14 protein-coding genes are annotated in these 20582 nt (G+C 66.2%); 7 read left to right on the forward strand and 7 right to left on the reverse strand.

Annotated elements, in window-relative coordinates; all coding sequences use genetic code 11:
* Positions 1-210 precede the first annotated feature (210 nt).
* Positions 211-1212: a hypothetical protein gene (locus tag VT03_RS31565; RefSeq protein ID WP_075096690.1), complete on the reverse strand. Its 1002-nt coding sequence runs from the start codon at positions 1210-1212 to the stop codon at positions 211-213.
* A 706-nt stretch (positions 1213-1918) separates the two neighbouring features.
* On the opposite strand from VT03_RS31565, the gene VT03_RS31570 reads away from it, so the two are divergent.
* The 6 genes from VT03_RS31570 (at position 1919) to VT03_RS31595 (ending at position 6920) form a co-directional block, all read left to right on the forward strand.
* Positions 1919-2221, forward strand: a complete 303-nt coding sequence (locus tag VT03_RS31570) for a Dabb family protein (protein ID WP_075096691.1) — start codon at positions 1919-1921, stop codon at positions 2219-2221.
* A gap of 326 nt (positions 2222-2547) precedes the next feature.
* A complete protein-coding gene (locus tag VT03_RS31575; protein ID WP_075096692.1) occupies positions 2548-3888 on the forward strand; it encodes a Gfo/Idh/MocA family protein in 1341 nt (446 codons plus the stop codon).
* A gap of 321 nt (positions 3889-4209) precedes the next feature.
* Positions 4210-4650 (forward strand): type II secretion system major pseudopilin GspG, encoded by a 441-nt coding sequence (gspG, locus tag VT03_RS31580; RefSeq protein ID WP_075096693.1) that lies wholly within the window; start codon positions 4210-4212, stop codon positions 4648-4650.
* 61 nt (positions 4651-4711) lie between these two features.
* Positions 4712-5371 (forward strand): prepilin-type N-terminal cleavage/methylation domain-containing protein, encoded by a 660-nt coding sequence (locus tag VT03_RS31585; RefSeq protein ID WP_075096694.1) that lies wholly within the window; start codon positions 4712-4714, stop codon positions 5369-5371.
* A 71-nt stretch (positions 5372-5442) separates the two neighbouring features.
* Positions 5443-5835 (forward strand): hypothetical protein, encoded by a 393-nt coding sequence (locus VT03_RS31590; RefSeq protein WP_075096695.1) that lies wholly within the window; start codon positions 5443-5445, stop codon positions 5833-5835.
* Positions 5832-6920, forward strand: coding sequence for a prepilin-type N-terminal cleavage/methylation domain-containing protein (locus tag VT03_RS31595; protein WP_075096696.1), 1089 nt, complete (start codon positions 5832-5834; stop codon positions 6918-6920). Before VT03_RS31590 ends, VT03_RS31595 begins: the two co-directional genes overlap by 4 nt.
* 424 nt (positions 6921-7344) lie before the next feature.
* Here VT03_RS31595 and VT03_RS31600 read toward each other — a convergent pair whose 3' ends face one another.
* Positions 7345-9498, reverse strand: a complete 2154-nt coding sequence (locus tag VT03_RS31600; protein WP_156514918.1) for a hypothetical protein — start codon at positions 9496-9498, stop codon at positions 7345-7347.
* A 333-nt stretch (positions 9499-9831) separates the two neighbouring features.
* Here VT03_RS31600 and pyk point away from each other — a divergent pair, with 333 nt between their 5' ends.
* Positions 9832-11295, forward strand: coding sequence for a pyruvate kinase (gene pyk / locus VT03_RS31605; protein WP_075096698.1), 1464 nt, complete (start codon positions 9832-9834; stop codon positions 11293-11295).
* 217 nt (positions 11296-11512) lie between these two features.
* Here pyk and VT03_RS31610 read toward each other — a convergent pair whose 3' ends face one another.
* The 5 genes from VT03_RS31610 to VT03_RS31630 form a co-directional block, all read right to left on the reverse strand.
* Positions 11513-11944 carry a hypothetical protein gene (locus VT03_RS31610; RefSeq protein WP_075096699.1) on the reverse strand — a complete coding sequence of 144 codons (432 nt, stop codon included), beginning with the start codon at positions 11942-11944 and terminating at the stop codon, positions 11513-11515.
* Positions 11931-12494, reverse strand: coding sequence for an RNA polymerase sigma factor (locus VT03_RS31615; RefSeq protein WP_075096700.1), 564 nt, complete (start codon positions 12492-12494; stop codon positions 11931-11933). Before VT03_RS31615 ends, VT03_RS31610 begins: the two co-directional genes overlap by 14 nt.
* 215 nt (positions 12495-12709) lie before the next feature.
* Positions 12710-14086: a dipeptidase gene (locus tag VT03_RS31620; protein WP_075096701.1), complete on the reverse strand. Its 1377-nt coding sequence runs from the start codon at positions 14084-14086 to the stop codon at positions 12710-12712.
* Positions 14087-14500: 414 nt separating this feature from the next.
* A complete protein-coding gene (locus VT03_RS31625) occupies positions 14501-15124 on the reverse strand; it encodes an FHA domain-containing protein (protein WP_075096702.1) in 624 nt (207 codons plus the stop codon).
* Between the two features lie 225 nt (positions 15125-15349).
* Positions 15350-20539, reverse strand: coding sequence for a PVC-type heme-binding CxxCH protein (locus tag VT03_RS31630; protein ID WP_082846850.1), 5190 nt, complete (start codon positions 20537-20539; stop codon positions 15350-15352).
* Positions 20540-20582 lie beyond the last annotated feature (43 nt).

The following is a 20582-nucleotide window of genomic DNA, read 5'->3' on the forward strand; positions in this document are numbered from 1 at the left end:
TGAATCGTGGCCGGTCGAACTGCAGAAGTTCGGCCGGCTTTTTTCATGCGCCCCTTGCGGTGGCGCATGCTTCGTCGCGTCAGGACGGGATCGTTAAACACCAGGACACCAAGGTGGCACAAAGAGCACCAAGGTCTGAACGCGCAGTGGCGTCTTCGTGAACTTTGTGGGCCTTCGTGTCTTGGTGTTTCGCTCTTCGGCCGTAGTCAGTTAAGGGATCGCGGTCTCGTGCGTCGCCGGGGCCGACATGTTCGCACGGGCCGAAGGGGGATGGTTGGAGGCGAGAGTCCGACCGTACGTGACGGCGATGATGCCGAACAGGATCGCCAGCGTTGTCGAGATCGCCGGGGCCCACGGCTTGAGCGCCTTTTCGGATTCCGGGGGAAGCGGGCTTTCCAGGAACACGCTTGAAGCGAGATAGCTCGTGTCCATCAGGCCGAAGAGGACCACCAGCGACCCGATGATGTGCATGCTGGGGTGAGAGATGTTGATGAACTGGTAGAGGCTCCCCGCGAAGCCGACGCAGAACAGGAACAGGACGATCTGCCGCACCGCCCACAGGTCCCCCAGGGCGGCCCGCTTCACGAGGAATGAGCGGGCCGTGGTCATGTTGTCCGCCGGCATGATCCCCCACAGCAGTCCGGTCGCAAATGCGAACATCGAGCAGATGTAGGTCCGCTGCAGGTTGTCGAGGTGCCGGTCGTTGGTGTGGAGGGCCCAGGTCAGGACGACGAGGGCCAGGGCGGACATGAGCGGCACGATGGAGCGGCCGAGCAGCCGAAGCCGGGCGCTGGGATAATCCCAGAGCGCGATGCGCCCCATGCGGCCCCAGCCGGTGCCGGCGCCCAGGGCGCAGAGCATGACGGTGAAGCGGAACAGCGTCAGCAACTGCTCCTGCCGGTGTCCCAGGTCGAAGGCGGATTCGCCGGGGTCGGACGTATGGACGAAGTGGATCGCCTCCTGCAGCATGGCCCCGGTGGCGCTGGCGGGCTGCATGTTGAACAGCGAGAAGCAGATCCCTCCGATCAGTCCGGCGAAGATCGTCGTCGCGAATTCCGCGCGGAGCGTCAGATTGGCTGGAAGCTTTTCCAGGATCTTGTTGACGACCGTGGAGGGGAGGTTGTCGACGATCTGCGTGTCGGAGAGTTCCCTGTCCTGGATCGTCGACAGTGATCGTGGTTGCGGCCGGTTGGACTCGGTCGACAGATCCATAAGAATTCTCGAATCGGATTGGACGTCTGCGGGATACGAATCTGTCCTGGGCCCGGATCGCGCTCCGTACCAAGGCGGAAAAGGTTACGGAACTGTTAGGGAGCAGTCGAGACCAAGGTCTTTTCGGGCGGGGGGCGTACGGTTCGAGGTCAGGTCTGTATCGCAGTTTACGCTTGTTCAAACGTCGTGCCCGGCCGCCGGATGTCCTTTGCGAAATCCGGCGTCATTGGTCGACGGGGTCCAGGGGGTAACCCCTGGTGGGGAGTGCAGAGGGGCCTGTGTTGTTTCTTTGGCCCTTTGCCCGCCGGAGGCCGTCTCGTCGGACACCATCGGAAGGAGTGCGTATCCAAGCGCGGACAACGTGCCATATGCCCCCTCACCAACCCGCGGGATTGCAAAGCGAGCGGTGGGGATTGAGGGAGTCCTCAATGCGGGGCCCACAAAGGGGCATCCGTTGTGTTCCACGGTTCCTCATCGAAAATGCCTCCGGCGGCAAGGGGGCGTGGCCCCCTTGACCCCAGGCTGCCGTAGCACATTGGGTTTGAGCTATGGGAGCTGCGCCGGCAAGGACGGTGTTTGAGCCAGGCCAACCCGGCGCCCCAACTCGACCAGCCAAATTCGTCCGCCGCCCGCTCCAACAATCGTGCCCCGTCACTTAGACTTTGGATTCTTCCCCCGCCCCCACGGTCACCAACCCACTCCACCCATGCTCGTTCACGACGTCTTTTTCACGCTCGAAGACGCTGCGCCCGCTCGCATCGACGAACTGGTCGCCGCCTGTCACAAGTACCTCAAGAACCACCCCGGAGTCGAGTTCTTCGCCGCCGGCAAGGTGGGGAGCGAGTTTGCCCGCCCGGTGAACGACCGGATGTATCACGTGGCCCTCCACGTCGCCTTCACCGACAAGGCCGCCCACGACGTCTACCAGACCGCTCCGGACCACCTGAAGTTCATCGACGAGAACAAGCCGAACTGGCGGCAGGTCCGCGTGTTCGACTCCTACTGCTGATTTCCTGAACCGTCCGGTGGCGGCGGCCGTGCATCCTCGGATGGCCCGGCCACCGCTCCGCAGGGCTTTTCTCATGGCACGCTGGCCCGACAATCTCCGCGCCAATCTCTGGGCGATCGTTCTGATCTTTGTCGGGTTTCCTCTCCTCTGCTGGCTCGCGATCCGCTTCGTACGGGGATAAATTCCCATCGGATGCGATTGATGTATGCCGCGGCCCGGACTTTGTTCCACAAGCCGCGGGACACGCCATCCCCGCGCGGCGGCAGCGTTCCGGTCCGCCACGCGTCACGACGTCCGTTGCCTGTATTCGTGAGAGAGGTTTTCCCATGGCCTTCCGTTCCTCCCGCCGTACGTTCCTTGCCGCCGCCGGTGCCGCCGGTGCCGCCGTGGCGGTCGGCGCTCTTCCCACCCGTTCCCGCGGGGCGGATGCCAACGGAAAGCTCCGCGTCGTCTCGATCGGCACCGGGGGGAAGGGGCGGAGCGACCTCGAAGAGACCGCCAAGAGCGACCGCGTCGAGGTGGTCGGACTCTGCAACGTCGAACAGAACAAGGAGCACTTCGGCTGGGCCGTCGAGAAGTTCCCGAAGGCGAAGCAGTACAAGGACTGGCGGAAAGTCCTCGATGATGCCGGCAGCTTCGACGCCGTAATCGTCTCCACGCCCGATCACATGCACGCCCCGATCGCCCTCCCGGCGATGGTCCTTGGCAAGCATGTCTACTGCCAGAAGCCGCTGACGCACACGGTCAACGAAGCCCGCCAGATGCGGGAAGCGGCGGCGAAGTTCAAGGTCGTCACCCAGATGGGGAACCAGATCCGCTCGCACGCGGTCTACCGGACCGCCGTGAAGCTGGTTCACAGCGGCGCGATCGGCAAGGTCCGCGAGGTCCACTCCTGGCAGAGCGGGAAGCTCGGCTGGATGCTCGTTGACGACCGCCCCACGGGGAGCGACCCGGTGCCGGGTTCGCTCGACTGGGACGCCTGGCTGGGTGTCGCTCCGGAGCGGCCGTACAAGGACAAGATCTACGCACCGTTCAACTGGCGGGCCTGGCAGGACTTCAGCAGCGGCCAGCTCGGCGACTTCGGCTGCCACATTCTCGACCCGGTCTTTTCGGCGCTGAAGCTCTCTGCCCCCAAGACGATCGTGGCCGAGTCGACGCCGATGAACAGCGAAGTCTGGATGAAATCCTGCACGGTCTCCTACCAGTTCCCCGGCAACGAACTGACCGCCGGGCCGAGCCTCCCGGTGACCTGGTACGACGGCGAAGGGAAGATGCCGACGCACGAAAAGCTCGGCCTCCCCAAGGAGACCAAGCTCCCGGGATCCGGCTCGGCCCTGCTCGGCGATAAGGGCACGCTGCTCATCCCGCACGTCGCCCCGCCGCAGCTCCTGGGCGAAAAGGTGAAGGACACGAAGATCGAGATGGAGGAGCATCGGAACCACTACACCGACTGGGCGCACGCGTGCCTTGGCGACGGGAAGGCGACGTCAAACTTCGACTACTCGGGGCCACTGACCGAAACGGTCCTTCTCGGAATCGTTGCGTCGCGCCTGGCCGGAGAGGCTCTCACCTGGGACGCCGCGGAGGGCCTGGTGAAGGACAACTCCAAGGCGAACTCGCTCCTGACAAAGCCCTACCGCAAGGGGTGGGAGCCGAAGTGGGTTTGAGGCCCTTTTCGAGCCTCGGCGCGGCGGGTGGATCTCCGCGGCCGACTGCGTTCACGTTCCATTCAGGGTGACGGTCAAAACCGCAGCCGGCCCGGCGATCCGCCTCGGTCGGAAGTCGTTGCTCGGCTGCGTTTTGGTTTCAGCGGGAATTCAGGAGTCCGCTGTTGTCCGCGCGGGGTTACAATGAAATACTCGCGTGTTGAACCGGAAGTCTGTTGCCAGGGAAAAAGGGGCTGTCGACCGGTTCAGAACTCTGCGAAGATCCGTCCGGTCCGCGGCCCCATCCGCCCGGCTCAGTTGGAATTTGATAAGGACGCACACATGCAGCGGACCACCACCCTGCGCCAGGCCCGTCGGGCCGGCTTTACCCTGCTCGAACTGCTCATTGTTCTCGCCATCCTCGGCGTTATCGCCGCGATGGTCGCGCCGAACCTGCTCGGCACTCAGAAGCAGGCCATGATCAAGGCCGCGGCGGCGGACATCATGAACATCGAGAACGCCGCCAAGCGATATGCGGTCGACCACGACGCCGAGTATCCGACCGGGGCCGAGGGGATCAACCTCCTGGTGACTCCGCCGGAGAAGAACGGCATGACTCCCACGCCGTACCTGGAAAAGCTTCCGCAGGATCCGTGGCTCCAGGCGTACAACTACGAGTACACGACGACGAAGCACAAGATCGACAAGCCGGCGATCTGGTCGAACGGTCCCAACAAGAAGAACGACAACGGTGCCGCGGACGACATCAAGAACTGGCAGTAATCCTCGGTGAGCGGTCACCTTCCTGAGGGGTGCCCGTCCTCTCCGATGGCGGGACTCTTCGATGCGCCGCTCGTCGCTCCGAACGCAGAGAACAGACCAGCGCGGGTTCACCATTCTGGAACTCGTGCTGGTCTTGTCCGTTCTGGTGGTGCTGGCGGCGCTTGGCTGGCCCTCCTTCGTCCGCTACATGGCCGAGACCCGGCTGCGGGATTCCGTCAAGGAACTGCGGAAGATCGCGGCGTCCACGCGGGCCCTGGCAATCGAGTCGGGGCTCGTCTACCAGTTCCGGTATGAGCCGGGGGGACGGCGGTACATCGTCGTCCCGCTCGAGAAGCCCACGCCGGAAGACCTGCAGGGGACCGCGCCGGCCCAGGCGTCGCAGCTCGGTCAGCCGGCTGCTGTGAAGAAGACCGTCCGCTCGCTCTTCGGCCAGCTCGATGAGACCTGCCAGTTTCTCGTCGCGACATCGCTGGCGGCCAAGCTCGGCGTTCCGGAGGCTCCTGCCGTCGAGCGCATTCCGCAGGACGTTCTCGCCCTGCTCGAAGGAGACGGCGGCGGACTGAGCGATGTCCAGTGGTCCTCCGCGATCCGCTTCTTTCCCGACGGGACGGCTGACGATCGCTCGATCAACGTGGCCACCAAAACGAAGCTCGCGATGAACGTCTCGGTCCGCGGGTTGACGGGAGTCGTCTATGTCGGGGAGGTGACTCGCGAACCATGAACCGGCCTTCCCGTTCAAGAGCACGCCGTTCCTCTGCCCTTCACCATCGCGGCCTGACGCTGCTGGAGGTCGTGATCTCGCTTGCGATCTTCATGGGGGCCCTGGCGGCCATCTCGCAGATCGCCTCGCAGGGGATGCGAGTCGCCACCGAGGTTCAGTGGGAGAGCGAGGCGGTTCTGCGGGCCGAGAGCCAGATGAACTCGGTCGTCGTCGGCGTCCTGCCGATGCAGAGCGCCTCCGGCACCTTTGAAGACAACAGCCAGTGGCAGTGGAACCTGATCACCGCGACCGACACGCTTCACCCCGACCTCATCCGCCTCGAGATGCAGGTCTCGCATCTGAACTCGGCCGGCAAGCCGACGATGACGTTCGCCCTGGTCCGTTCCGTGAGGAATCCCGACGTGTTCCTCAACAGCGGCACGGAGTCCTCTTCGTCCTCGATCCTGCAGGACCTCGTTCCATGAGGCGTCGCTCACGATCCTTCCGCGGTTCGGCGGCGTTCACCCTGATCGAGGTGATCGCGGCTCTGGCGATCAGTCTGATCCTGATGGCCGCGGTCTACGGGGCGTTCCTGCTTTACTCGCGGATCATGGTCACCGCCGCGCGGCCGATCGACCAGGGGCAGATCGCCCGCGCGATCCTCTCCCAGATCGCGCGGGATCTGAAGTCGGTCGTTTACCGCCCCCCCGAAGAGGCCGCTGCGGACAGCGGCGAGGAGGCGGCGGCCAGCAGCGGCACGTCCTCCAGTACGGAGTCGGGCAGCACCAACTCGGGGACCAGCGGAGCCTCCGGCGCGCAGTCCGCGACTTCCGGAACGACGACAACGAAGGGGACGGTCGGAGCCAAGGGGGCGTCGGGGACGACTGCCACGACCGGGACGACCCAGCAGGCCGGAACCGCGACGACCACCGAGCCGACGGAGGAGGAGACGGCGACGGGCGGAACGGTGGCTCCGACTTTGACGTCGGGCAACAGCAGTCTGGGACTGATCGGCAATGCCAACACGCTCGTGATGCATGTCTCCCGTCCGGAGCGGGGGCTGAGTTACTCCGCCGCGTCGGGGGCGACGTCGCTCGCCAGCCGGACGAGCGATCTTCTGTCGGTCAGCTACTTCCTGGCCAGTCGTGGCGGGGGGGGAATGGCGGGTGCGGTTGGCGAGAGCGTGACCCGCGGCCAGGACATGCGGGAGAGTGATGGGTACCCGGTGGGGCTCGCGCGACTCGAAGGGGATCGATTGGCGATCGAGCATGCCGACATCGAGTCGGATGATCAGGCGATGGCGGCGGCGGCGCAGCTCATTGCAGCGGAGGTGGTGGTCCTTGAATTCCGGTATTACGACGGCGCGGCCTGGGTGACCGAGTGGGATACCGCCGCTCAGGGGCGGTTGCCGCATGCGGTGGAGGTCAAGATCGGGTTCCGTCCTCCAAAGCCGCGGCCGAAGCCTGGGGAGCGGTCGGCGGCCGGTGTGGTGCCGCCGGTGACCGAGTATGTGACGCATGTGCTTGAGGTTCCGCTGGCCGGGAGTTATGCGGCTCTCGCGGCTCCTTGATCTGCGGTGAACGCGGAAGGCCCAGCCGGGTCCAGGGGGACCCTGGTGGGGAGTGCAGAGGGGCGACGCCCCTTTGCCCGCCGGAGGCCTGGCCGTCGAAAGATGTCTGAAGGAGCACATGTCCAAACGCGGAAAACGTGCCGTATGCCCCGTCACCAACCCGCGGGGATTGGAATGCCAGCGGTGTGATTTGAGGGAGTCCTCATCGCTGGTACCACAAAGGGGACATCCGTTGTGTCCCACGGTTCCTCAGGGAAGCGCCTCCGGCGGCAAGGGGGTAGGACCCCCTTGACCCCCGTCTGCCGTCGCACGTTGGGTTTGAGGGAGCGGAGCTGCGGCGGCAAGGACGGTGTCCGCAAAAAAAGACGGCGTCTGCAGCATAAGCCGCAGACGCCGTCAGGAAATCGCTGAACTTCGCGAGAGACTATTCGGGGATCCAGAGCTTCGATCCGGTGTTCGCCGTCGCGGCCGCTTCCGGTGACCACAGCCCCTCGCCCGAGCCGATCGAGCCGGCGGTGACGATCGCAGTCTTCCACGGAGCGTCCATCCCCGCCTCCGCCACCATGCTCTCCAGCAGCTCGCGCAGCCGCGGGAGCTTCGGACCATAGTGATTCCACAACTCGAGGAGGAGACGGTTCAGCTCCGGATCCTCCCGGTCGTTGCCGCGGATGATCACCTCGCGGATCTTCCACTGCACCCCGTCCACGACCGCGTTCGGTCCCGACTGGCTCTCATCGAAACCGACCCGGTTCCAGTGAAGCGAGCCGGGGAGGTCGCCGGCGACGCGGAGGATGTCGGACAGGCGGGCGACTGCCGTCGAACGGTCCCGCGGTTCGGCGTAGTAGCCGCTCCGGCCCTGGAGGGCCTCGTCGAGAACCTTGATCGACAGCCGCGAGTGCCGCAGCGTTACGAACCGCTGCATGATCAGGTCGAGCTGCTCGTTGGTAAGCGGCTTGAGATCGATCCGCTGCAGCTGCAGGGCGCTCAGCGAGTTCAGCTGAGCGGTGTCCTTGAGCTCCAGCGTCGGCATCGGGCCAAGGCCCAGCTCCGAGCGAACCTGGTCGAACGGCAGCACGACGCCGCGGAGGTCGCACATGGCGTCGAGGTAGAACACGGCGGCGGCCAGCGGGACCCGAAGCTCGGAAACGCCCGCCGCCTGCCGGGGCGTCTTCCCCTGAAGGCTCGCCCGCGGGGCGTCCATCCACTGTTCAAAAATCAGCCGGTGGAGGTACTGCTTCTGGAGCTCGCGGCTGGACCGGGCCGCGAGCGTCGGCGGCCAGCGGAGATCGACGAACAGCGCTGCATCGTCGAGCGGGACCCGGGCCACGACGTCGACGTCCGGCGTCTCCGATGGGGGGGCGATCGAGCTGGCGAGACCGTCGGCCGCCTTCTCGAAGAGCTGCTTCGCCCGTCCGAGGTTGTCCCCTTCAATGCCGGAAACGACCGCTCCGGGAAACTCCGGCGCGTCGTCGTCGGTCCCGAGATCGAGCTTGTCGTAGATGTAGATGCGGCCGACGATCCGCGGGATGTCGTCGAGCCCCGGAGCCGTTTCGGTCGCTCCCGGCATCGGACGGTCGAGGACCATGTAGGCGGCCGCGACCCCTTCCTGCGGCGCCTGGGTGCGAACCCGGTCGAGCTCCGGCACTCCGTCCAGCTGGCTCAGCAGGCGGCCGACCGATTCGACCCGGTACAGCGACTGCCGGACGGCGGACGAGCGGTCGGACTGGAACCGCGAGAGCAGCTCGGCGATCGTCGCGCACTCCGCGGCGAACGATTCGTCCCCGTAGAGCTCGGCCGCCTTGCGGAATGCCTCGGCGGATGCGGCGTCATGGCCGTCCCAGGCCCGGAGGATGGCGATCAGGTGCCACAGGTCGGCGCTTCCGGGATCCCCGGCGGTCGCGTCGGTGAGGATCTGGGCCGCCTCCTCGTAACAGCCCACCGACGAGAGCCGCTGCGCCTTGGCGACCGCCTCGCGGTTGGCCTCGGTGCCGGCGTAGCTGGGGATCGTCTGACCGCTGCGGAGCGGGTACGGAATGAGGGGGTCGCTGTCGAGCTCGAGCAGCTCCACGAGTGCCTGCTGGCGGGCCTCGCCGACTCCCAGCCGCAGGGCCATGGCGAGGTACTGCCGCGCCGCCATGACGCTTCCCTGCTCGAAGTAGTGGTCCGCCATCGAGCCCGCCAGGATGGCGCACAGGTGCGGCTCGCCGGCGATCGAGAACTTGAAGGCGCGGTGGACCGCCTTCTTGGCGGCGGGGAGGCCGTCGACCGAGGCGGCGGCGGTGGCGTAGAGCGCGTTCGCCAGCGCATGGTCGGGCCGGTTGCGCAGGAACGCGACGAGTGTCGTCTTGGCGTCGGCGGCGCGGCCATCGTTGATCAGGTTGATCCCCTGCCGGGTGACGACCCACGGATTCTGCGGATGCGCCTTGGCGAGCTTTTCGAGGAGCTGCAGCGCCATCCGCGGCTGGTTGTTCTCCTGGAACTTCTCGACCTTCTCCATGTCCGCCATGATCGGCTGGCAGCAGAACTTCACCTTCTTGCCGCTGCCGCATGGACAGAACGCGTACGGGTCCATCGTCATGATCCTCTTCCCTGCAATGGTGCTCTGGCCGGCGGAGCGGTTCCGCTGCGCCGCGTCGATTGGATGGGACGGACTCGTCCCGGTGATTTGAGGGGCGGATGGTCTCGAAAACCACCCGATCGGGGGGCGGGATTCGAGCCGCAAGGGTCGACTGTAGCGGAAGCTGGAAACACTGCACAGTCAGGTTAAAAGCCTGTCAGATCTGGACGAACGGCACTGGAATTCCGCAACCGAACGGGCAAACAACTGGGGGATTTCGGCGTGCGAGATCGGCCCGGGAAGGCTATGGTTCGCGCACGTTGCATTCTGCCGCATTGCCGAGAATTGATCGCCATGTCCCCAGCGTCCGCCGCCACCGCCTCCTCCCCCTGGAGCCGTACGAGTCAAACCAAGATTGTTGCCACGGTCGGCCCCGCCAGCGCCACCGTAGACAAGCTGGCGGCCCTGATCCGAGAAGGGGTCGACGTCTTCCGGATCAACACGGCCCACGGCGACCGCGAGGGGCACGCGAACTATCTCGCGCTCGTCCGCGAGGCCGAAAAGAAGGCGGGACAGCCGGTCGGCGTTTTGGTCGACCTCGGCGGCCCGAAGATGCGCCTGGGCTTCCTCCCCGGCGGAGCTCTGACCTGCAACCAGGGGGACACCGTCCGATTTGTCCGGGGTGAAGTCACCACGAACCCGGCCGAGCTCGTCTGCACTTATCCGACGCTCATTGAAGAACTCCACGTTGGCGACCGGGTCATGCTCGCGGACGGCGTCGTCGCCCTCCAGGTGGCCCGTATCGAGGCCAACGAAGTCGAGTGCACCGTCCTCCAGGGAGGGACGGTCCGGGACAAGCAGGGGGTCAACCTCCCCGGCGTCAAGCTCTCGGTCGCGTCGCTGAGCGACCGGGACCGGGCGACCGCCGAGTGGGCGGCCGGCGCCGAAGTCGACTTCCTCAGCCTGAGCTTCGTCCGCCGCGCGGAAGACGTTCTCGAACTCCGTCAGCTCGTTCACCAGGCCGCCTCGGAGGTCCAGATCGTCGCCAAGATCGAGAAGCCCGAGGCGCTCTCGAACCTGGAAGGGATCATCGCCGTGGCGGACGCCGTCATGGTGGCCCGCGGCGACCTGGGGGTCGAAGTCGACATCGCCGAGATGGCGGTCATCCAGAAGCGGATCGTCAAGGTCTGCCGGGCCCTGCACAAGCCGGTCATCATCGCCACGCAGATGCTCGACAGCATGCACCACTCGCGGCTCCCGACCCGGGCCGAAGCGACCGACGTCGCCAACGCGATCCTGGACGGGGCCGACGCCTGCATGCTCTCCGGCGAGACGGCGGTCGGCGAATACCCGGTCGAATCGGTCCAGATGATGACCCGCATCGCCCTGGCGACGGAGCCGCTGGCCCGCGAGTTCGACCGGGCCCCCAAGGCTGTCGGCCGCATCGCGGGAATCACCCGCGTCACGGAAGCGACCGCCCAGGGGACCGTCCGGCTGGCCGAAGACCTCGACGCCAAGCTGATCGTCGTCGCCACGACGTCGGGCCGCGCGGCCCTCGCCGTTTCGCAGCACCGCAGCCGGATTCCCGCCATCGGCGTCAGCCCGTTCCCGGCCCTGCTGCGGCGGCTGTGCCTCTACCGCGGCGTGATTCCCGTCCCCGATGCCCCGACGAACGACCTCCTGAGCCTGCGGGACTTCGTCGTCAAGAACGCGGTCGAAACCGGAATGCTCAAACGCGGCGACCGGATCGTCTTCCTGTCATGGACCGGCAAGGGAGCCAGCCGCCACAACCAGATCAGCGTCCACGAAGTCGAATAGCCAGCGTCCCGCTGGACCGGGTGGCCGTCGCACGATGGGACTGAGGTGGCATAGTCCGTTCGGGCGGGCGCGGTGTTCGAGCTTTCGAGGAGGGGAGAGCTGTTCCTCGAAAGCTTGGAGAGTTGGCCCGCGAGGCGGGATCTCCAAGGTCGGCCCTCGGCGTTCGCCCCTTGGGGTTCAGGAGACTTGGCTCCTGGCCCGTGCGGTCGGGGCCGTCTCAGGACGCCGACTTCGGCTTCGCCAGCAGGGCACTCGTCAACGCTTCGACCCGGCGGGAGAGGTCGAGCAGTGCTGCGTCGCGGGCTTCGTCGCGGACCCGTTCGACGCGGTACCGGTCGACGAAGACGTACATGACGAGCCGCAGGAGACCCAGGTAGCCGAGGCCGTAGGCGATCAGGACAAAGGACATGCCGACCGGCCGCAGCGTGGGACCGCCGATGGCCGCCACGAGGAAGCCGAGCAGCACCAGCGAGGCGATGCCGACCCACAGGCCGATCGTGAAGCGGCGGCGGGTCCGGAACGAGCGTTCCGCCTTCTGAAGTTTGTTCTCGAGCATGATGCGGTACTCCTGAAACTGGTCATGGGATTCCGCGGGGTCGTCCCGCAGAAGGGATTCCAGAAAAGTGCGGCGGGGATCAGATGTCGTCATGGCCTCGCTCCTTCAGTCTCTCCCGCAGCGCGAGCTTCGCGTGATGCAGGCGGGACTTCACGGTTCCGACCGGGACGCCGAGCACCCCGGACAGGTCTTCAAGGTTCATCTCTTCCAGAAAGCGGAGCGTGAGGACGGTCCGCTGCCCGGGAGGCAATTCGTCGAGCGCCTCGCGGACGAGGTGGGCGATCTCCGCCCGCTCGAACTCGTGGTTGTCGAGCACGTCTCCGGCCGGCTCCGTTTCCGCGAGAGCTTCGTCCTCGCGGCGGTCCCGGCGGACCTGGGTCACCCCCCGGTCGTGCGCGATCCGGTACAGCCAGACGCGGAACGCCTCAGGTGTTCGCAGCGTTGGCAGCTTCCGGAACGCGTCGAGCCAAACCTCCTGGAGGAGATCGAGGGCCCTGGCGGTGTCGGGTGCGAAGCGTCTCAGGAAGAAGAGGAGCCTTCGTTCATAGGCCCTCACGAGGACCGAGAAGGCCGCCGTGTCGCCTCCCCGCGCCTGGCCGACCAGGAGCAGCTCCTGCATCGGGTCGAGACGGGGAAGGGACATGGTGCGGCCGGCTCCAACACGTTCCCGGAACGCGGCTCGCCCGCCCTGTCGATTCGGGGCCGGCTTGCGTCCGACACAGATTGAGTCGCCCGGCCGGCGAGCAGGTTCAAAGAATTCCGGGCATTTTTTCCGCGCGGGCGTTCCGGACGACGCGCGGGGCCTCCCCTGCCCCCGGCAATCAGCTCCTGGCTAAAGAAAATGCTGGCCGCAAGCCCTTAGCGTCCTCCGAGTGTCGCCCACAGGTGGGCGCTCGAGCGGATTCCCCGCTGGTAGTCGTCGAGGGAAAAATGCTCGTTTGGGCCGTGCAGGTTGTCGGTGTTCTGGCCCCAGCCGAGGAGCAGCGTGTCGACTCCGAGGACCTTCTTGAAGGTCCCGACGACCGGGATCGTTCCGCCTTCGCGGATCATGACCGGCGGGCGATCGAAGCCGGCGGAGATCGCCTCGCGGGCCGCCTGCATGTAGGGGCTGTTGAGGTCGCACACCGTCGCCGGAGCGCCGTGGTACTCCTGGAACTCGATCCGCAGGCCGGGCCGGCAGTGGGCGGTGACGAACGCCTTGAGGCCGGCGACGATCTTCTCGGCCGACTGGCCGGGGACGAGCCGGCAGGTGATTTTTGCGGTCGCCCGGGCGGGGATGATCGTCTTGGGGCCTTCGCCCTGGTAGCCGCCGTAGATCCCGTTGACGTCGCACGTGGGGCGGGCCCAGCGGCGCTCGAGGGTCGAGTAGCCGGCTTCGCCCCAGGGGGCGGAGGTGCCGAGCTGCGCGAGGTAGTCCGGTTCGCTGAAGGGGAGGTTGGACCACTCCTTTCGCTCCTCGGCGGTCAGGTCCTGGACGTCGTCGTAGAAGCCGGGGATCTGGACCCGTCCGCTGTCGTCATGCAGGGCTCCGACGATCCGCGCGAGGGCGTTGACCGGGTTGGCGATCGAGCCGCCGAAGACGCCGCTGTGGAGGTCCTGTTTGGGGCCGTGGAGGGTGACCTGGGCGGCGATGATCCCGCGCAGGCCGTAGGTGACGGCGGGGATGCCGGGGGCGTACTGGCTGGTGTCGCTGATGACCGCCACGTCGCACTTGAGCTGGGCCTTTCGGGCTTCGAGGAAGTTCTCGAGGTTGTTGCTGCCGACCTCTTCTTCGCCTTCGATGACGAACTTCACGTTGACCGGGAGCGAGCCGGCGGCCTGGAGCCAAGCCTTGACCGACTGGATGTGGGTCAGCATCTGCCCTTTGTCATCCGTCGCGCCGCGGGCGTAGATCTTGCCTTCGCGGACGGTCGGTTCGAAGGGGGGGGTGACCCATTCGTTGAGGGGATCGGGGGGTTGGACGTCGTAGTGGCCGTAGACCATGACGGTCGGTGCGCCGGGCTTTTTGAGCCACTCGGCGTAGACGATCGGGTGTCCGGGTGTCTCGACGAGTTCGGCGGAGAGGCCTGCGGACTGGAGTTGGGCGTGGACCCATTCAGCCGCCTTGCGGACGTCGCCCCGGTATTTGGAGTCCGCGCTGATGCTTGGGATCCGGAGGAGTTCCTTGAGGTCGTCGACGAAGTGGTTGACGTTCTGGCCAAGGAATTGATCGACGGCGGCGAGGGAGTCGGGCATGAAGGCGGATGCCGGGTGAGGAGAAGAATGACTGTTCAGCACAGTCTATCGAAGCCAGGGGAAATCGTAGAGCGCGATGAAGCTTCACCGGGTCCAGGGGGACCCTGGTGGGGGGATGCAAGGGGGGCGACGCCCCTCTTGCCCGCCGGAGGCCTGGCCGTCGAGAGTCTTCTGAAGGAGAGCGTGTCCAAGCGTGGACGACGTGCCGGATGCCCCCTCACCAAGCCGCGGAGATTCCAGAGCGAGCGGCGAGTCCTCAACGCCGGTACCACAAAGCGGACGCCCGTTGTGTACCACGGTTCCTCACCGGAATGCCTCCGGCGGCAAGGGGGGCCCCCTTGACCCCGGCTGCCGTCGCACGTTGGGTTTGAGCTATCAAGCCGTGCCGGCAAGGACGCGGTACGCGCAACCCCACTACAGATCGATAATGTCCGAGTCACCCAGCCGGATCACACTGTCCGAATCCGTGGGCGACTTCGGCTTGGGTTTCGCCTTCGGAGCCGGCGGCGGAACGGGAGCGGGAGCCTTCGGCAACGGCGCGGTCGGACCGGAACGACGCTTCGCCTGCGTCTCCTCCACCGAGAACTCCGCCCCCTCCTCAGGAATCGCCACCGGCATGTCCTGGCTCAGATACCGCGGCTCCATCTTGGGCGGGCTCGTCGGACGGCCGCCCGGACGCGGCGCCGAAGCGGCCGTCGGCGCAGGAGCAGTCTGTACGGTCGGCGGCGAAGAGGAGCGGCGGGGCATCTCCGTCGCCACCTGGATCCGGAACCCCACGTCGCCGACGTGGAACTCATCCCCGATCTTGAGCTTGGCCTCTTTCTTGACCGGCTCGCCGTTGTGCCGCAGCCCGTTCATGCTCCCCAGGTCGCGGATCACGAAGTGCTCGTCGATCACCGCCAGGCAGCAGTGCTTCCGGGAGACCTTGCGGCTGTGCGTCAGGACCACGTCGCAGTCGGGATGGCGACCGAAGAAAATAATCGGCTTATCCACGGCGATGGGGCTTCCCCCTTCGAGCGGAATCAACTGCGTCATCATGGCACAGATCCGGACATGGATGGCATAGCCCGTCAGCGAGCAGGAGTGATCGTATCCACCGCAAAGACCAGTGTATACACCCCGATTCGCACGGCGAAACCGGCCTTCGGATGCGAAATCCGCGGGGCTGGATTCGGACGGGCTCTTCCTGACGTCTTGGAAATTCGAAGAAAGCCGGCGAGACGCGAGGGCTCCGGCATCGCCCCCGCGTCTGCATGACTCGACCTACTTCGTTTCCGCGACCTTCAGCGTCTGCAGGTACTCGACGACATCGACGAGTTCCCCGATCGTCATCAGCTTCTGCAGGTCGGCCGGCATCAGCGAGACCTGCTGCTTCTTCTTCTCTTCGATCTCGCTCTGCTTCAGCATGCGGGTCAGACCGTTCGAGTCCTTGAGCGTGATCCCCTCCGCGGTGTCGCTGACGATGAGGCCCGTCAGGACCTCCCCGCCGGTCGTCACGACCGTGTAGGACTCGTAGTTGTGGCTGATCCCGGCGCTCGGATAGAGGATCGACTCGAAGAGGGCCTGCTTGCTGAGCTTCTTGCCGATCTCCGAGAGGTTCGGTCCGATCTCCCGGCCGATGCCGTTGACGATGTGACACTTGTTGCAGGTTCCGGTCGTGTTGAAGACGACCCGCCCTTCCGCCACGGTGCCGTTGCGCTTCACGAGCTGGTCGAGCGGTGGCACGGGCTCGTTGTTCTTGCTCGGGGGAGCCGGAAAGATCGCCGCCGCCTTCTGGCGGACGTCGTTCCACTGGGCCCCCGAGAGCGCGCTCGCCAGGGCGTCCTTGAGCGAGGGATCGTACTTCTTCTCTTCGGCCAGCTTCAGCAGGTCCTCCGCCCCCTGGCGGATGTTGCCGAGCCCCCGCGCCGCGGCGCGGCGGACGTCGAGTCCGGCGGCATCGTCGTTCATGAGATCCGAGAGGAGCTTGCGGGCCCGGCCGTCGGCGGCAAGGCCGATCGCCGTTACGACCGACTTGGCGAGTTGCTGGTCTTTCGCGTGGGCGGCGGCGACGAGCGACTTCTGCTGTCCGCGATTCAGGAGCGAGCGGACGGCTTCGACCCCGACCTGCTCCTCGGGATGCTCCTGCGCGAGCTTCAGGAGGGCGATGTCGTGGTCCTTGAGGTCGAACTTGTCGACGAGCTTCACGTATTCGACAGTCCCCTTCTTCGCTTCCAGGACCCGTTCGAGGGCGGCCTTGTATTCGGGCTTGGCCTTGAGGTCGAAGCCCTGGAGACGGCTGATCGCCTCGGCCGAGACGAGGGTCTTCTTCGCGTCGTCCCCGGGAACTCCGGAGAAGGCGAGCTCGACAATCGACTGGTCCTTGTCTCCACCGGTGAGGAAGTCGAAGGCCCGGAAGTACCGCGGCAGGTCCGCCGTCCCCGTCGAGGCGTCCGAAATGATCTGGAGCAGAAGGCCGGGCGTCTTTGTCGCGCGGGAGCGCCAGACGATGTCACGGCCGGCCGGCGTGTTCCAGTCGTTGCCGATCTTTTTGAGCCACGCGTCGAGGAGCGAATCCCAGCGGCCGTCGGCGGCGATCCCGAGGGCTTCCAGATACCAGCGGTCCTTGCCGTCGTACTGCGAGGCAAGCTCGGCCCAGGCTCCCGGCAGTTCCGGGTGCGACTCGAGCTTGAGCTCGCGGAGGCCGACCAGGAGTTCGCGGCGAACGGCGGGCGACGGGTCGTGGATGTTGACCGCGTCGTGGATCTCGGAGAGTTCCGTCCCTTCGGCGAGAAGCTGGCGGGCGAGACGGATGCCGACGATCCGCAGGTCGGAGTCGGCGGAGCGGAGAGCCTGGATGACGATGGCGGCCCGCTTGGACGTGTCATTCTGCTTGCCGAGGAGCCAGAGGGCCCGCGCGGCGAACCGGGGATTGTCGCTGGCGGCCAGCCGGGTCAGTGCCGGTACGGCGTCCGCGCCCATCTTGTGAAGGGCCTGCCACGCCAGGTAGCGGGCTTCCATGTTCGGGCTCTTGAGGGCTTCGACCGCTCCGTCGGCGGTCGTGAAGTCGTACTTCGGACTCTTGTAGGGCGCCTTGGGCGGAGCGACACGGAAGATCCGTCCCTTGTCGGCGTCTCCCATGCGGTGTCCGCCGACCCCCGGGTCATACCAGTCGGAAACGATCAGCGAGCCGTCCGGCGCGACGCAGGCATCCGACGGCCGGAACCAGTTGTCCCGAGCGCCGAACAGGATATTGACCATCTCGGCGGTGTAGCCGGCTCCGGCCGGCTTGGCGGGATAGGCCCGGACGACGTTCGGCCCGGCGTCGCAATGGATGATCTGGTTCTGGAACGTCTTCGGAAGGAGCGTCCCTTCGTAGATGCAGATGCCGGTGGGGGCTCCCCCTCCCGTCTGCAGCAGGTTCGGCATGACGCCGGGGTCGTTGAGGTGCCAGTGCCGGAGCGGAATCTCCGTCTCGATGTTGGTCCGGGGCGTCTGCCAGCTCGCTCCCGTCATCTCGTCCTTGAAGCCGTAGTTCCCGTACTCCATGACGAAGTTGATCCGCACACCGCGGTTGCCGTCGTCATCGTTGTCCGACTGCCAGAGCGACCCGAACGAGTCGACCGCCACTTCCCAGTTGTTGCGGAAGTTCCAGCCCAGCGTTTCCAGATTCGAGCCGTCGAGGTCGCAGCGGAAGACCATCCCTTCCTGGTACGGCTTGCGGGAGTCGTTGATCTCGTTTCCCATCTTGTCGACGATCGGCTTGCCGTCCTTATCGCGGATCTGCCGGCCCGCGTTGCCGAAGTTGAAATAGAGCTTGCCGTCGGGCCCGAAGACGAAGGCGTGGATGCCGTGGTCGTGCTGCGTCCCGGCGATTCCGGAGAACATCAGCTCCTTGCGGTCCGCCTTGAGGTCGCCGTTGTCGTCATAGAAGTTCCAGACCTTGTCGCCGACGGAGACGATGACCCGGTTTCCCAGGACACAGATCCCGTGGGCCGTGTCGACTTCGCGCCCTTGATAGAAGACGTGCGTCTTGTCGCTCACGCCGTCCTCGTTCGTGTCTTCGAGGACGAGGATTCGGTCCCCTTCCGGACGCTCGCCGCTGCGGTGGCGATAGTTCACGACTTCGCAGACCCAGACCCGTCCTTTGTGGTCGACGTCGATGTCACTCGGGCTCAGCAGCGTCGGTTCGGCGGCGAACAACGTGGCGTCGAGCCCTTCGGCGACGTCGAGCTGCGCGACGGCGAGGGTCGGTTCGCGGTCCCCGCCCCCCGTTTTGGCCGCGGCGAATCCCGCCGGCGGCGCCTCGGTGAAGACGTGGAACTGGACGGTCGATCCGCAGCCCTGCCGGCTGCCGCCATCGTCGATGCCGCAGCGGGCCTTGAAGCGGGTGAACTTGTGGCCGTCCGGCAGGTCGAAGGCGACCACCGAGTTGGCGTGCGTGCCGATGCCGTATTCGACGGTCTTGCCGTCGATGGTCAGCGGTCCGCCGTTGCAGTTCTGTCCCGCAGTCGGCTGGCCGAAGTCGCTCGTTCCGGAGCGCCACTTGAGGTCGGTCAGCTTCTTCTCCCCCTCCGGCCCGACCAGCCGCGGCTCGGCCCAGTCGGCCCAGTCGCAGCCGAAGCCGTCACCGCCGTCGGTGACGACGAGATAGAGCTGCTTCGCTCCGGTGATGTCGGCGTCGAGTGTGGCGGAGTGCCCTTCGGACTTCGTCGAGACGATTCCGGTCGATCCGGCCGCCTTCGTCCCCGGCTTGCCGGCGGCCTGGGCCGGCGCGGCGGCGGGAGCTGCCGCTGCCTTCTTCGGCTGTCCCTTGGGATCGAGGTTCTGCTCCAGCTGGTCGGCGGTCGGAGTCGGGCTGACGAAGCCTTCCTTCGGGACCTCGGCATGAGCGGTCCAGGCGATCGCATTCAGGACGAGCTTGCGGAAGTCGTCGTTCTGCCAGTTGCGATGGAAGTGGGCCCCGGTGAAGCCGAAGCCGCGTCCCTTGCCATCCGCCCGTTCGGCGGCCCAGGCCATGTGCTGCGGCTCCTTCTTCTCGAGGACCGCTTCCCGGACCGCCGGGTTGCCGCTGTGCGGGCCATCGGGACGGCTGAGCGTCTCGCGCGGCGGGAGGGCGGTCAGGATCGGCGTCACCCCTTCCATGTTGGGGCGGAACCGCATGTGGTAGTACCACTCGTCGTTGATCTCGAACGGCTTCACGCCCCGCGTCACCGGATGGTCCGGAAGCTTCTCGAACTTGCCGAGCCAGTGCGGGTTGACCGACCAGTTCGCTTCGAAGTAACCGCCGATCCACTTGAGGAGGGCGTTCCCCGCTTCACCCGCCGGGATTTCGACGGCGTAGTGGATGCAGACGAGGCCGACGCCGCGGCTCATCACCTTGTCGAAGTCCTTGATGACCGGGACGAGGTAGTGTCCCCCGCCGCCATCGCAGTAGGAGACGACGGTGTCGGCGTTGTCGAACGCCGTCATGTCCTTCGGAAAGCCGTTCGAGTAGACGGTCGTGACGATCGGCGTGCCGGCCGCTTCGGCCGCCGCTTCCAGGCTCTTGGCAAGCAGGCGGCAGCCGGCGTTGTGCTCGTGCTCCCGCGGGGCGTGGCTGGGACGTCCGGCGACGAAGACAACCTTCTTCCCTTCGGCCAGCGGCAGCCGCTTGAGGCGGATGTCCTTGAACTCAACCTTCTGCGGCGGGCCGGAGTGAAGCTGGAGGGCGAAGAGCCCCTTCCGTTCACCCTGCTTGTTCGTGTCGCCGCCGGGGTCCTTCTGGGCGTCGATCACCTCGGCGGTCACCTCGTTGTTGACCTTGAGGGTGATGTGGTTGCCGCGGGCGATGATCGTGTACTCGTTCCAGTCCCCCTTCTTGATCTTAGCGAGGAGGGCCTCGGCGCTGCCGAGGCTGCTTTCGGTCCGCTTGCCGTCCTGGGCGATCTCGGTCTTCTGGCCCCGCTTGGCGAGGACCGCCCGGCCGTGCTCGTCGTAGAGCGCTCCGACCCAGTTGCCGGCCAGGTCGATGTCCGCCTGGTAGCCGACGACATGGCCGTCCGGAAGCTGCTGGCTGCGGAACTGGAGGCCGCTGTTAGCCGCCTTCTCGTCGGTCCCGGTGAGGCGGAACATGAGGCGAATCTCGAAGTCGTCGACCTCCCCCTGGTCCCACACGAGGAACGTGTTGTGGTCGAGCGGCTTCCCCTTGGCTTCGCCGACGATGATGCCGTCTTCGACGCGCCAGTAGTCCATCTCTCCGCGCCAGCCCTCGAGGGTCTTGCCGTCGAAGATCGGCGTGAAGCCTTCGGTCGCCGGGACGTCGTTGACCAGGACCGGCTGGTTCACGGTCCTCTTCTGGGCGGGGGCGTCGCCCGCGTTCGGCAGCGGAGCCTGTGCGACGACGGCATCAGCGCGGCGGACATCGTCGGCGATGCCCAACCGACCGAGGGAGACGGTCACGGCCAGTGACCAGAGGAACGAACGGAGCTGCATGAGGACCATTCCGCTAACGGGATGAGAAGAGCGTAATCTCAAG

The sequence above is a fragment of the Planctomyces sp. SH-PL14 genome (assembly GCF_001610835.1).
GTDB lineage: Bacteria > Planctomycetota > Planctomycetia > Planctomycetales > Planctomycetaceae > Planctomyces_A.

Coding starts and splice junctions, on each gene's coding strand:
- VT03_RS31565 (WP_075096690.1), bottom strand. CDS start 1,212: ATGGATCTGTCGACCGAGTCCAACCGGCCGCAACCACGATCACTGTCG.
- VT03_RS31570 (WP_075096691.1), top strand. CDS start 1,919: ATGCTCGTTCACGACGTCTTTTTCACGCTCGAAGACGCTGCGCCCGCT.
- VT03_RS31575 (WP_075096692.1), top strand. CDS start 2,548: ATGGCCTTCCGTTCCTCCCGCCGTACGTTCCTTGCCGCCGCCGGTGCC.
- gspG (WP_075096693.1), top strand. CDS start 4,210: ATGCAGCGGACCACCACCCTGCGCCAGGCCCGTCGGGCCGGCTTTACC.
- VT03_RS31585 (WP_075096694.1), top strand. CDS start 4,712: ATGCGCCGCTCGTCGCTCCGAACGCAGAGAACAGACCAGCGCGGGTTC.
- VT03_RS31595 (WP_075096696.1), top strand. CDS start 5,832: ATGAGGCGTCGCTCACGATCCTTCCGCGGTTCGGCGGCGTTCACCCTG.
- VT03_RS31600 (WP_156514918.1), bottom strand. CDS start 9,498: ATGACGATGGACCCGTACGCGTTCTGTCCATGCGGCAGCGGCAAGAAG.
- pyk (WP_075096698.1), top strand. CDS start 9,832: ATGTCCCCAGCGTCCGCCGCCACCGCCTCCTCCCCCTGGAGCCGTACG.
- VT03_RS31610 (WP_075096699.1), bottom strand. CDS start 11,944: ATGACGACATCTGATCCCCGCCGCACTTTTCTGGAATCCCTTCTGCGG.
- VT03_RS31615 (WP_075096700.1), bottom strand. CDS start 12,494: ATGTCCCTTCCCCGTCTCGACCCGATGCAGGAGCTGCTCCTGGTCGGC.
- VT03_RS31620 (WP_075096701.1), bottom strand. CDS start 14,086: ATGCCCGACTCCCTCGCCGCCGTCGATCAATTCCTTGGCCAGAACGTC.
- VT03_RS31625 (WP_075096702.1), bottom strand. CDS start 15,124: ATGATGACGCAGTTGATTCCGCTCGAAGGGGGAAGCCCCATCGCCGTG.
- VT03_RS31630 (WP_082846850.1), bottom strand. CDS start 20,539: ATGCAGCTCCGTTCGTTCCTCTGGTCACTGGCCGTGACCGTCTCCCTC.